The sequence below is a fragment of the Haematospirillum sp. H4485 genome (assembly GCF_012102745.1).
Classification (GTDB): domain Bacteria; phylum Pseudomonadota; class Alphaproteobacteria; order Rhodospirillales; family Rhodospirillaceae; genus Haematospirillum.
Genome location: NZ_JAAVSY010000012.1, coordinates 15,641 through 27,886, shown reverse-complemented (window position 1 = coordinate 27,886; position 12,246 = coordinate 15,641). Strand labels below are relative to the sequence as shown.

General features: G+C 56.3%; 11 protein-coding genes and 1 tRNA gene. 7 read left to right on the top strand and 5 right to left on the bottom strand.

From position 1 onward, the window contains the following. Window positions 1–236 precede the first annotated feature (236 nt). Entirely contained in the window at window positions 237–3,317 is a 3,081-nt protein-coding gene (locus HEQ61_RS09185) for an efflux RND transporter permease subunit (protein ID WP_168021023.1), read from the bottom strand. Then, window positions 3,314–4,462 carry an efflux RND transporter periplasmic adaptor subunit gene (locus HEQ61_RS09180; protein ID WP_168021025.1) on the bottom strand — a complete coding sequence of 383 codons (1,149 nt, stop codon included), beginning with the start codon at window positions 4,460–4,462 and terminating at the stop codon, window positions 3,314–3,316. The genes HEQ61_RS09185 and HEQ61_RS09180 overlap by 4 nt, the downstream gene beginning before the upstream one ends. A gap of 185 nt (window positions 4,463–4,647) precedes the next feature. Here HEQ61_RS09180 and dcm point away from each other — a divergent pair, with 185 nt between their 5' ends. Beyond that, window positions 4,648–5,760 carry a DNA (cytosine-5-)-methyltransferase gene (dcm, locus tag HEQ61_RS09175; protein WP_322099239.1) on the top strand — a complete coding sequence of 371 codons (1,113 nt, stop codon included), beginning with the start codon at window positions 4,648–4,650 and terminating at the stop codon, window positions 5,758–5,760. Beyond that, window positions 5,750–6,211, top strand: a complete 462-nt coding sequence (locus tag HEQ61_RS09170; RefSeq protein WP_322099238.1) for a very short patch repair endonuclease — start codon at window positions 5,750–5,752, stop codon at window positions 6,209–6,211. Before dcm ends, HEQ61_RS09170 begins: the two co-directional genes overlap by 11 nt. Here HEQ61_RS09170 and HEQ61_RS09165 read toward each other — a convergent pair. From HEQ61_RS09165 to HEQ61_RS09155, 3 genes are all read right to left on the bottom strand, one after another. Then, window positions 6,208–6,387 carry a hypothetical protein gene (locus HEQ61_RS09165; protein ID WP_168021027.1) on the bottom strand — a complete coding sequence of 60 codons (180 nt, stop codon included), beginning with the start codon at window positions 6,385–6,387 and terminating at the stop codon, window positions 6,208–6,210. The genes HEQ61_RS09170 and HEQ61_RS09165 overlap by 4 nt on opposite strands. A 307-nt stretch (window positions 6,388–6,694) precedes the next feature. Continuing rightward, window positions 6,695–6,771, bottom strand: a tRNA-Arg gene (locus tag HEQ61_RS09160). A gap of 113 nt (window positions 6,772–6,884) precedes the next feature. Next, window positions 6,885–7,859 (bottom strand): zinc ABC transporter substrate-binding protein, encoded by a 975-nt coding sequence (locus tag HEQ61_RS09155; protein ID WP_168021028.1) that lies wholly within the window; start codon window positions 7,857–7,859, stop codon window positions 6,885–6,887. 118 nt (window positions 7,860–7,977) lie between these two features. Here HEQ61_RS09155 and HEQ61_RS09150 point away from each other — a divergent pair, with 118 nt between their 5' ends. The 5 genes from HEQ61_RS09150 (at window position 7,978) to HEQ61_RS09130 (ending at window position 12,175) form a co-directional block, all read left to right on the top strand. After that, window positions 7,978–8,475: a Fur family transcriptional regulator gene (locus tag HEQ61_RS09150; RefSeq protein ID WP_168021029.1), complete on the top strand. Its 498-nt coding sequence runs from the start codon at window positions 7,978–7,980 to the stop codon at window positions 8,473–8,475. Then, entirely contained in the window at window positions 8,472–9,272 is an 801-nt protein-coding gene (locus HEQ61_RS09145) for a metal ABC transporter ATP-binding protein (RefSeq protein WP_168021030.1), read from the top strand. Before HEQ61_RS09150 ends, HEQ61_RS09145 begins: the two co-directional genes overlap by 4 nt. Continuing rightward, a complete protein-coding gene (locus HEQ61_RS09140; protein ID WP_209315707.1) occupies window positions 9,272–10,093 on the top strand; it encodes a metal ABC transporter permease in 822 nt (273 codons plus the stop codon). Before HEQ61_RS09145 ends, HEQ61_RS09140 begins: the two co-directional genes overlap by 1 nt. A 170-nt stretch (window positions 10,094–10,263) precedes the next feature. Next, window positions 10,264–11,373 (top strand): hypothetical protein, encoded by a 1,110-nt coding sequence (locus tag HEQ61_RS09135; RefSeq protein ID WP_168021032.1) that lies wholly within the window; start codon window positions 10,264–10,266, stop codon window positions 11,371–11,373. 241 nt (window positions 11,374–11,614) lie between these two features. Continuing rightward, window positions 11,615–12,175, top strand: coding sequence for a Rhs element Vgr protein (locus tag HEQ61_RS09130; RefSeq protein ID WP_168021033.1), 561 nt, complete (start codon window positions 11,615–11,617; stop codon window positions 12,173–12,175). The last annotated feature ends 71 nt before the right edge of the window (window positions 12,176–12,246 follow it).

The following is a 12,246-nucleotide window of genomic DNA, read 5'->3' as shown; positions in this document are numbered from 1 at the left end:
TCCCCATGTCATACGCTGCACGTATGCAAGGCTATTGCTCCCCTATTCAGTTTATTATGACATGGCCTCTTGGTCCGGCGAACGTAAAGTTACATCAGTTATGATGCGGTGGTGCCGGATCTGTCAGAATCTTAAGATCATATTGAAACCGCTGCCTTGATTGTGTCGGAATACTACCCGTACTTTTTTTCCAACCACGAGAACACGCCATTATAACTGGCAGAGATTAATGAGAATTATGCCTTTGTGTTGTATGCAGTCCATCCGGTCCGAAGCCGTTCCATATACAGATAGATAACCGGGGTGATGTATAGGGTCAGTGCCTGGGAAACAATCAAGCCACCGACAACGGCAAGCCCCAGCGGTTGCCGCAGTTCAGCGGCGGCGCCATAGGCTGCGGCAATGGGCAAGGTGCCGACAATCGCTGTCATAGTGGTCATCATGATCGGGCGGAACCGTATCAGGCAGGCATTTTCGATGGCATCGCGGGCAGAAAGCCCCTCGATACGTCGGGCGTCCAGCGCGAAATCAATCATCATGATGGCGTTTTTCTTGACGATCCCGATCAGCATCAAGAGACCGATCATGGCAATAACGCTCAATTCGACATTGAAAAGCATCAACGTTGCCAAGGCCCCGACCGAAGCCGAGGGCAGGCCGGACAAGATTGTCAGTGGGTGAATGTAGCTTTCGTACAGTATGCCCAGAACGGCATAGATAACGAGAATCGCCGCGCCCAGAAGAAGGGTTTGGTTCTGCATGGACTCCCGGAATATTTCTGCCGTCCCTGAAAAACTGGTGCTGACCGAGGCTGGAAGACCAAGGGTTTGTTCCAGGGCCCGGATGGCCGTAACGGCATCCCCCAGTGCAGCACCCTGTGCAAGATTGAACGAGAGTGTGACCGCCGGGGTTTGCCCCTGACGGTTAACGCTCATGGGGCCGGATGTTCGTTCCAGTGTCGAAAAAGCCCCCAGTGGGACCAGCTCCCCGCCATTGGCGCGTACATGAATGCGTGACAGGCTGCTTTCGTCTTGCTGGAAGCGTGGCTCCAGTTCCAGGATGACGGCATAGTCGTTGCTGTCAGTGTAAATGGTGGAAATTTGCCTCTGTCCAAAGGCGCTGTAGAGCGCCGCACGAACAGCATCAACCCGGATCCCCAGCAGGGCTGCCTTGTCCCGATCTATGTTGACAAAAACCTGTGGGTTGGACAGTTCCAGATCACTGGCAACATCAACCATATGCGGGTCTGCACGCATGGCTTCTTCCAGGCGTGCGGACCATGCATACAGCTCTGTACTGTCCAGGGCCTGGATCGTGTATTGATACTGGCTTTTGGATGTTCGTCCCCCCAGCCGCAAGTTCTGGGTTGGAACCATGAAGACGGAGATACCAACCTCACGCGCAACCTGACGCCGCAGTTCCGCAATAACGGTTTGTATGGGGGGCCGTTCACCGCGTGGGCGCAGACTGACGAACAGGCGGCCGGAATTTATGGCCGTTGTTGCTCCGCCCCCGACAGCGGATGTTACCCCGCTGACAGCAGGATGGGCGCGTACAATCTGGGCAATGCGGGAATGGGCTGTGACCATGGCCGGGAAGGCGATGTCTTTTGATGCTTCTGTAATGGCGACAAATTGCCCGATATCTTCTTCGGGGAAGAAGCCCTTGGGAATCGTGACAAACAGAACCAGCGTCAGGATTACGGTTGCTGCGGCAACGCCTGCGGTCAGGCGGTGATGCTGCAGGCACCACGACAGGGACCGGGCATAGCCGGCTTCCATCCAGTCCAGTGCACGGGACAAGGTTTGCCCCAGCGGGCTTTCCTCGCGCTCCAGGTCATGGCGTGTCAGCAGGCGGGAACATAGAAAAGGTGTCAGTGTCAGGGATACCAGGGCCGATATAACCAAGGCCATGGTCACGACGACAGCAAATTCATGGAACAAACGCCCCAGTACACCGCCCATCAGAAGGATGGGAATAAAGACAGCCACCAGGGACAAGGTGATGGAGACAATGGTAAACCCGATTTCGCGTGAACCTTTCAGGGCGGCTTCGAAGGGCGGTATTCCGGCTTCGATATGACGGACAATATTTTCCAGCATCACAATGGCATCATCCACGACCAGACCAACCGAAAGGGTCAGAGCCAGAAGTGAGATGTTGTCGATGGAAAACCCCATAAGGTGCATGCCTCCTGCTGTGCCCAGAAGGGACAGGGGGACGGCTACGGCGGGAATGATGGTGGCCGTGGTCCGGCGCAGGAACAGGAAAATGACCAGAATGACCAGGATGATGATCAGAAGCAGGGTGAACTGGACATCATCCACCGCTTCACGGATGGATTGGGCCCTGTCGCTGACAATATCAATTGATACCGATGGGGGGAGCCGTGTGCGCAGATCCGGGAGGAGCCTTTGTATATCGTCAACAACCTGCACGGTATTGGCGTCGGGTTGTCTTTGAACGGCCAGAACAATGGCCCGGTTGTCATTATGCCAGCTGGCGGCGCGATCGTTTTCCACGCTGTTGCTGACTGTGGCCACATCGCCAAGGCGAATGGGTGCTCCTTTGCGAACCGCAAGGATCAGGTTCCCGAAGGCTTTTGCATCAGGGAGTTGGTCGTTGGACGTCAGAACCAGCTGTCGGGAATCTCCGGACAGAATGCCGACAGGAGTATTCGCATTGGCTGCGGCGACCGCTGTTTGCAGATCATCAAGAGTCAAGTTCCGTGCGGACAGGGCATCAGGGTCAGCCTTGATCCGGACAGCATATTTCTGCGAGCCATAAACCAGAACCTGTGCCACCCCAGGCAGGGCAGAAATACGCGGCTGTACAACGGACTCTGCATACTCGTTGATATCGGGCAAGCCGACCAGCGGTGAGGACAGGGCCAGAATGGCAATCGGGGAGTCTGCCGGATTGACCTTGCGCCAGGTCGGCGGTGTTGTCATATCGTCTGGCAGGCGGCGCTGGGCCCTGGATATGGCCGCCTGGATATCCTGGGCGGCCGCATCAATATTGCGGTCGAGGACGAATTCCACCGACAGGCTGGTGCTGCCATTCCGGGAGCTGGAGGTGATAGTGCGGATGCCTGCGATGGTGGAAAACTCACGCTCCAGGATGGCTGCAACGGATACGGCCATGGTTTCAGGGCTGGCACCGGGCAGGGATGCGCTGACACTGATGACGGGGAAATCCACATTGGGAAGGGCTGCGACCGGAAGCTGCCGCCACGCAGCCAGCCCGGCCAAGACGACACTTAGCGACAGCAGAACCGTCATGACCGGGCGGCGTATGAACAGTTCGGATATGTTCATGGTGCAGCCTTCCCGTTATCCGGCTTATCCGGATCCTGCTCGAAGACCGCAGATCCTTCCACCAACCGCGATGCCCCCTGTATGACAACACGTTCACCGGCGCTCAGGCCCTTGTCTATAACAGCAAGACCATCAAGACTACGTGCGACATTGACGGGGCGAGCTGCTACCGTTTTGTCTGCACTGACCACAAAAACATACGGCCCTCCCTGGCTTGTCAGGACAGCCGTATCCGGAATGGTCAGGGCATCGTGGTCCACGCGCAGGGTCAAGGTGATACTGACCAGCTGTCCGGGCCACAGCTGTGTCTCTTCATTGGGGAACCGGGCTTTGAGCATGATAGTGCCGGACTGACGGTCGACTTTGTTGTCAATAAACACCAGCTTGCCGGTGACCGGGGAGGATGAGTCCTGCGGGGTCGTGGCAACAACATCCAGGGGTGCACGGCCCTGGCCATATCGAACGATCCCCAGAAGAGATTCCGGCAGGTTGAAGGATACCTCTATCGGGCGAATGGCGGTCACCGTTACCAAGGGATCGGTGTCCGATGGACGGACGCTGGACCCGGGTCGCACGGAAACAGCCCCCGTATAGCCGCCCATCGGAGCAACAATCCGGGTATGGTCCAGGGCAACCCGTGCGCTTTCAATGGCAGCCATGCCGGCATTGACCGTTGCCTGCAGGGCATCAACTCCGGCAATGGCGGCTTCATAGGCCTGGCGCGATGTGGCCTGGTGACGGACCAGGTCGGCGTAACGGCGGGCATCGCCCTGTGCCTTGCCCAGTTGTGCCCGGTCACGGGCCAGGTTGGCTTCGGCTTCGGCTAGTTCTGCTTTCAGGGAACGGTCATCCAGGGTGAACAGCAGCTCTCCCTGCCGGACTTCTTGTCCTTCGGAAAAATGGATAGCCTCGACCACGCTTTCAACACGGGTCCGGAGATCAACGCGGGCAACCGGAAGGGCTGTGCCTGGAGCTGAGAAAAGGTAAGGCACAGAACGGGTGTCGGCTATGGCGGTCAGCACTGGTACAGGGCGTGCGGCCCGGGCGTTGTCTGCGGATCGTCTTTCTTTTCCTGCCCACCAGACATAGCCGGCCAGGAGCAGGGCCAAGGCAAGAAGAATATGAATGGTCTGGCGTGGCATCATGGCTCCGGCGGAATGAGTATCGTGCTTGAAAACAATAGGTTGAATCTAGTTTGCGATTGTTCGCATTTCAATGTTCCCGTCTTGCATAGAGTAACGGCAGGTATTATGCCGCGTGACCCGTCTCTTGTAACGGAGGCCCTGTACTGCCAGTCTGTGGGGACAGACAGCGGTCAGGGGGGCCGATTGTGTCATCTTTTCAGGCTTGCCGTGGTAATCTGCGGCTAACCCGTGGTGTGCCTGCGTTCCGGTTTATTGATCTTTTCGCCGGTATCGGGGGCATGAGGCGCGGCTTCGAGGCTATTGGTGGTGCGTGTGTCTTTACCAGCGAGTGGAATCGTTACTCACGGGAAACATATCAGGCCAACTTTGGATGCGATGACCATCCTTTCGAGGGTGATATTACGGCTGTTTCTGCGGCGCAAATCCCTGAACATGATGTTCTGCTGGCAGGATTCCCGTGCCAGCCCTTCTCCATTGCCGGTGTTTCGAAAAAGAATGCTCTCAAGCGTCCCCATGGTTTTGACTGTCAGACCCAGGGCACGCTATTTTTCGAGATTGAACGTATCTTGGCCACCCATCGTCCGCGTTTCTTCGTGCTGGAGAACGTCAAGAACCTTGTGTCGCATGACAAGGGAAGAACGTTTGATGTTATCCGGACATCCCTGACCCGCCACCTTGGATACCACATTGTATGGCGTATTCTTGATGCCCGTCCCTTTGTTCCACAGCACCGCGAACGTATTTTTATGATCGGTTTTCGTGATGGTGGAGAGGATTTTGATTTTCAGGCCATGCCGATGCCGGATCGCGATCGGTGGCCAACCATGGCTGACATTCTTCATCCTGAAGATGGAACCGAGACCCCGGATCCACCCTATACCGGTCCGGGTGGTGCGGTGGATCCACGTTATGTCCTGTCATCGCGCCTGTGGGTATATCTACAGGACTATGCGGCCCGTCACCGGGCCCGGGGCAATGGCTTTGGGTATGGCCTGGTTGGACCGGGCAGTACGGCCCGAACTCTTTCGGCCCGCTATTACAAGGATGGTTCGGAAATACTGGTGGCCCGTCCTTCCGGCTCTCCGCGCCGTTTGACCCCGCGTGAATGTGCTCGTCTGATGGGGTTTGACAGCCCGGGATGCGCCGATTTTATAATCCCGGTATCGGATACCCAGGCCTATCGCCAGCTTGGCAATGCTGTCGTTGTGCCGGTGGTTCAGGCGTTGGCCCGCTACCTGTCCCCGTGGATTGTCGGGGCGTGTGCGCCATCTTGTATAGAGGAGGCCGGTGTTGGTTGATTGCGTCGACAAGGCAACCCGAAGCCGCATGATGGCTGGCATAGGCAGTCGCAACACGGCTCCGGAACGTGTGGTACGCTCTGTCCTTCACCGTCTTGGGTTTCGCTACAGGCTGAATGACAAACGTTTGCCGGGGACACCGGACCTTGTTTTTCCCCGTTATCGGGCGGTGATCATGGTTCATGGTTGTTTCTGGCATGGACATGACTGCGCGCTGTTTCGTCTTCCCGCTACGCGCACAGCCTTCTGGGCTGGGAAGATCGAGGGAAATCGCACACGTGACCAGAGAGTACAGCGGTGTCTGGTCGAAGCAGGCTGGAGAGTTCTGACGATTTGGGAATGTGCCCTGAAAGGGCGGTTGCGTCAGGACCCGGGCTATCTGGCCGGGCAGGTGTCCCGATGGTTGCGCGATGATCTGTCGTGTCACGCCATCCGGGGCAAGCAGGGCTAGGGCCTGAGCTTGATGTGTATGCCCCGCGTGGGCTTTCCGAACAGGATCGCCAGGATGATCAAGGCGGGTATTGCAATGGCCAATCCAATGAGCAACCCACCGACAACCAGCGCAATACCCCCCAGGATCACCGCAAGAACCAAGGCTGCCGCAAGAGCGCGGAGTTTTTCCTTCATGATTTATATCCTGTTGTCTGACGGGTAGCGGGAAGAGCGTTCTCTACTTGCTGATGCCTGTTGTGTCCAGAGGCCGAAAGTGCAGTCCCATGGGTGCCCGTCGCCGGAAATAGAGTGTACGCCCTTGTTGCAGGATATAGCGACTGGTCACCTTGCGATCCCAATGTATCCAAAAATGTATCCAAAAATGTATCCAAAAACGCGCTATTTAACGTATCCCAAACCCGGAGGGGGCAGAAGGGGTCCCGTTAATGCATTGTTTTTAAAGCAAAACCCCCGCGACATGTTTCAGTCGCGGGGGTTTTTATGGCGCACCCGGAAGGACTCGAACCTCCAGCCTTCTGATTCGTAGTCAGATGCTCTATCCAATTGAGCTACGGGTGCAGGGCACGCTTTTTCTCTTTGGCGCCATTTGTGGTGGCTTTCTTCCGCCGAGGACCGGGTTTCTATCGGCTTGCGGGTCTACAGGCAAGAGAAAAATGCATAGGCCCGTATTTTTAATGCCGGTGCTGAATGTTTCCCCCGGTAAGGCAGGATGCCAGGCTGGCGGTTATATCATTCATAAGTTGTGTATAGCTTTCATAGCCGGTTTCACGGGGGTCTCCGCCTCCCAATGGATCAAGTTCGCTGGTCCGGGTGCCGGTTTCCCGTGCAATCTGGGTAACTGTTCGACGAGGAGAGGAGGGTTCTGCAAACAGGCAGGATACACGGTGATGGCGTGCAGTCTCCCGTATATGGTTCAAGTGCCGGGCCCCGGGGGGCAGGGAGGGATCGATGGTGATCGCGCCAACGGCATGCAGGCCAAAGCGATTTTCTATATATTGGATGGAATCGTGGAAGATCAGGAAGGGCAAGTGACGCGCTGGTTCCAGTGTATGATCCATATGTTCTTCCAGCGTTCTCAGCCGTGTTTGCAGGTTGGCTGCATTGGTGCGGTACGTGTGTGCGTTGTCAGGGTCCTGCTCTGACAGGGTATGAGCGATAGCGTTGACCATGGCCACCGCGTTGCGTGGGTCCAGCCAGATGTGCGGGTCAGCTCCTTGGTGGTGATGGCTGTGTTGTCCGCGTTCTGCATGATGGTGGTGGGTGTGTTCGGCATGCTCCCACAGCCCGCCGCTCCGTACGGGAAGTCGTATGATCCCCGGTGCTTCGAGTAGTGAAACGGCCTTGGCCCGAGAGAGAGACTTCAGTGTCCCTGGCAAAAAGGTTTCCAAGGCATCGCCGATCCAGAATACAGTCTGTGCCGATGCCAGAACACGGGCATCGGATGGCCTGAGCGTATAGGTGTGTGGGGACTGTCCGGGGGGCACCAGAAGAACCGGGGTTCCAACGCCAGCCATGACGCCTGAGACCAAGGCGTGGACAGGTGTAATTGACGCAACAACAACAGGAACGGATGCGTGGACTGGGTTGCCCGGTATTGCGACCAGCGCAAGGGAAGCGGCGATCGTGAGGCGCAGGGAGGCAAACATGAGGGGTGAGCTCCACATGGGACATGGGGGAGGTTATTTTATGTTATAACATAACATCTTTGGCAAGCGCGTTGTTCTGTGACATGATGCCCCCGCTTTCAGGAGAGACAGGCAGGTTATGATTCCCTTTCCAGCCCCCGACCATGATCATCGACGGTGCCGTCAAAGTGCCCTGGACAGGGCTGAAGCGCTGTGTGTGCAGCGGGGAGCCAGGTTGACGGCAGCGCGGCGCCAGGTTCTGGAGATTCTGTGGGAGGATCACCGGCCCGTCAGTGCGTATGGCATTTTACATCGCCTGAATGAGGCCGGGGGGCGTGTTGCCCCGATGGCGGTGTACCGGGCGCTGGACTTTCTGGTGGAATGGGGTCTGGCCCATCGCCTTAATAGTCTGAACGCCTTTGTGGCCTGTTCCGATGCCGGCCATTCGGTCATCAGCGGCGTATGGTTTTTCATCTGTAGCCGTTGTGGTCAGGTTGCCGAAACGCAGGATGGTTCGATTGCGCGTGCCGTATCCTCTGCTGCTGACCGTATAGGTTTTGCCATCTCGGCCCAGATTGTGGAGATCATGGGGGTGTGTCCGGACTGCTTTGCCAGCCCGGTGGGGGAACATCCATGAGCATCGTTCCCCTGATCTCGGCAAAGGGGTTGGTTCTGGTTCGTGATGGACGCAGGATCCTCGATAACGTTGACTTCTCGGTTGCTGCGGGCGAAATCGTGACCATTGTCGGTCCGAACGGGTCAGGAAAAACAACCTTGGTCCGTGTTCTGGCTGGTCTTGAGACTGCGGGCGAGGGTGTGCTGGAGCGCTGTCCCGGCCTTCGGATTGGTTGGTTGCCGCAACGCTTGCATGTTGATCGTATTCTGCCTCTGACAGTGTATCGCCTGCTCTCCCTGACCGGTCGTATTCGTGAACAGGAAGCACGTACAGCCTTGGAGGAAGCGGGTGTTGCGCACCTCTTCCAGGCCCGGGTTCAGGATTTGTCTGGTGGGGAGTTTCAGCGTGTCATGTTGGCGCGGACCCTGTTGTCCCGTCCACACCTGCTGATTCTGGATGAGCCGGCCCAGGGTGTGGATTACCGGGGACAGACAGACCTTTATGATCTTATTGCCCGCTTGCGCACGGTGCATGGGTGCGCTGTTGTCATGATTTCTCACGATCTGCACGTGGTGATGGCTGCTACAGATCGTGTGGTGTGCCTGCATCACCATGTTTGCTGCGTTGGCCATCCTCGTGCAGTTGCCCGTGATCCTGTGTGGGAACGTCTTTTCGGTCCGGAAGCGGCGGGGCATATTGCCTGGTACGGGCACGAGGGGCATCACCACCATCATAACCCCGACGGGACAATCAGCGCGGACTGTTCTGTTCATGGTCATGAGGCGCATACAGGGCCTGTTCCCAAGGATATGAAGTGATGGATGATTTCATGGTGCGAGCCCTGTTGGCCGGCTTGGGAATGGCTGTTGCCGTGGGGCCGCTGGGTTGTTTAGTCGTCTGGAGACGTATGGCCTACTTCGGCGATGCATTGTCGCACGCTGCGCTGTTGGGCGTGGCTGCCGGATTGTTTCTGGGAACGGGTATCACGGCCTCGGTTGTTGTTCTTGGTCTGGTGATTGCCTTGCTTCTTGTGGCGCTGGGCCGGCAGCGCCTGGTGGCTGCGGATACACTGCTTGGCATCTTCTCGCATGCCGGGCTTTCATTTGGCATGATTGCGCTGGCGCTTGTGACCTCGGATGCAAGTGGCATACGGATCGACCTGCATAGTTTTCTTTTCGGCGACATTCTGTCTGTTGCGCAGGGCGATGTCCTGGTTATATGGGGCGGGGCCTTTTGTGTTGTATGTTCCCTGGTCTTTTTGTGGCGTGTTCTTGTTGCCGTAACGGTGTCGCGTGACTTGGCCCTTGTCGAGGGGCTTGCCGTATGGCGGGCCGAGTTCCTGTTCATGATCCTGATGGCTGTGGTTGTTGCCTTGGCCATACGGACGACAGGTGTTCTGCTGGTTACAGCGATGTTGATTGTTCCAGCTGCAACAGCGCGCCGTTTTGCCGGCACGCCTGAAGCGATGGCTTTTTTATCGGTCTTTTTTGCGGCTCTCTCTGTTCTGTGTGGCTTGGCTGGATCATGGTTCTGGGATTTGCCTGCAGGCCCGTCTATTGTTGCTGCGGCTACCGTTTTTTGTTTCCTTGCTTGGGCATCTTTGTTACCACGGTATAGAATCGGACGTATCTCGCTGTAAAAGCGGCTTGTTCCGGTGATGACGTTTCAGTACACTCCCCCAAATCATGTAAGCGGGAAGGTGAGGGGGAGCCCGCCGTGCACTTGTCGAGTGTGATACTGTTTCCGCCCTTGAGACTCATCCGTCGGGTCGGACCTCTGCCCGGGTACGGACTAGACATAGGTAATTCGATGCCGCTGACCAAATCGCGAATTCTGGTGCTTGGCGTGACAGTCTTTCTGTCCGGTTGCTCTTTTGCCAATGATGCACTGTTCCCGTCACTGGAGAGCAATCACAGCTCCGGGGCCGTGGTCACACGCGGTGATGATGTGGCGGAGCCCGTGCCCTTGGTATCGGATGCTGATCTGTCCGATGGTATATCAGGTGGTACGTTCGTCGGGCAGAAGGTACACACGTTCCGTGGAGAGTTGGGTCAACTCCAGTCTGCCGTGCGTCGGCGCGGTGAAGAGCTTCAGCAGCTCCGGGCGGCTATTGTCAGCGACAGCAAGTCCTATCACGAAACCGTGGCTTCGATCAGCGCCCGTCTACAGGTTGGCTCTACGCCGGGCAACCCCGTCCTGCAAAGGCAGTGGAGTGGTGCCCAGAAGCAGCTTGACGGTATAAGCGCCAGCATTACAGCCATGAACAGGCTGGCAAGCCACGTGTCTTCGGACAGTGCCATGGGTGCCTATCTGATTGACAGTATCAATGCGGCTTATGGTTTATCGGGTGCTGTTGAGGACGATCACCGTCAGCTCAGAATGCTCCAGGACCAGACCAACCAGACCATGGTGTTGTTTGAGCGTCTGCTGTCCGATCTTTCGCAGGATATATCCCGCCAGCAGAGCTATCTGGCCAGTGAGAGGTCAAATCTGAATACATTGGCGCTGGGCGTGAAGAGTGGTCAGCTGTATGGCGCTGCTCTTGGCTCACGTGCTTCTTCACGGGCTAATGCCATGGCGTTGTCGTCTGCGTTCAGTATGCCGACTGACAAGGCAAAGCGCCGTCCTTTGGTCGTGATCCGTTTTGACAGGCCGAATGTCGAATACCAACAGCCTTTGTATCAGGCTGTATCACAGGCGCTGGAGCGTAAGCCGACAGCTGTCTTTGATATCATTGCTGTGAGTCCGGCCGATGGTAATCCTGGACAGGCTGCTGTGGCGGCAACAAGTGTTCGCCGCAATGCCGAGCAGGTGATCCGGACCCTGAGCGATATGGGGCTTGGTTCGGATCGTACGCGCCTGACAACATCGGCCAGCAATGATGTGTCTGGCGGAGAGGTGCAGGTCTTCGTTCGCTAAGAAGAACCGGATCGTTTTTCATGACGGGGTGTGCGTTTCTGCGCGCTCCGTCCCGCTTTTTCCGGCTCTTTTCTGTTTTCTGTACACCTAAGGCAGCCTCCAGACTGAATTTTTCTATGTTCGGCTGCATTTCTCTGGTGCCTTTTACCTGCATCTTCTATTTATCTTTTTGGTGAAATGTCATGTCCTCTAGGGGCGTGTTGTTCCATAACGATAACAAATCTATCTATGTGACTGAATAATGCAGAAACGACCTCTTACAGATAACGAAATCCAGGCTGCCCGCTCAATATTTAAGGACAGTATCGATTATTCAAAGGTCCGCATTCATAATCGCGGATTTTTCAGTTTCTTTGGTATTGATTTTCAGACCCGGCGTACAGCGGTGACACCAAACGGTTCCTTGTACTTCAGGAAGGAGGATTATCGCGCTGACTTTGCCTTGGGGTACCCTGACGGGGATTTTGATGTGTCCTCCCTGCTATGGTTTATGCATGAGATGGTCCACGTTTGGCAGTACCAGCTTGGGTATCCGGTCATGTTGCGCGGGGCTGTGCGTATAGGCTTGGACTATGCCTATACCCTGCGTGAGGATGCGTCTCTCGCTAGCTATAATATGGAGGCGCAGGGAAATGTCCTGTCTGATTACTTCTATTTCAAGATATTGGGTGGACTGCAAATTCCCAGGAGGGATAAAAACTACGTAGCGTCTGACCTTCCTCTCTATGAAAAGGTTTTGCGCTCGTTCCTTGACAACCCTTCGGACAAGGCCAACTTGCCCAGCGATGCCGCTGGTCGTTGACTCTCTTTGCGGATGCTACGGGGTTGTTCATGAAAAAGGGAGGGCTTGCACCCTCCCTTTTTTGTATCTGG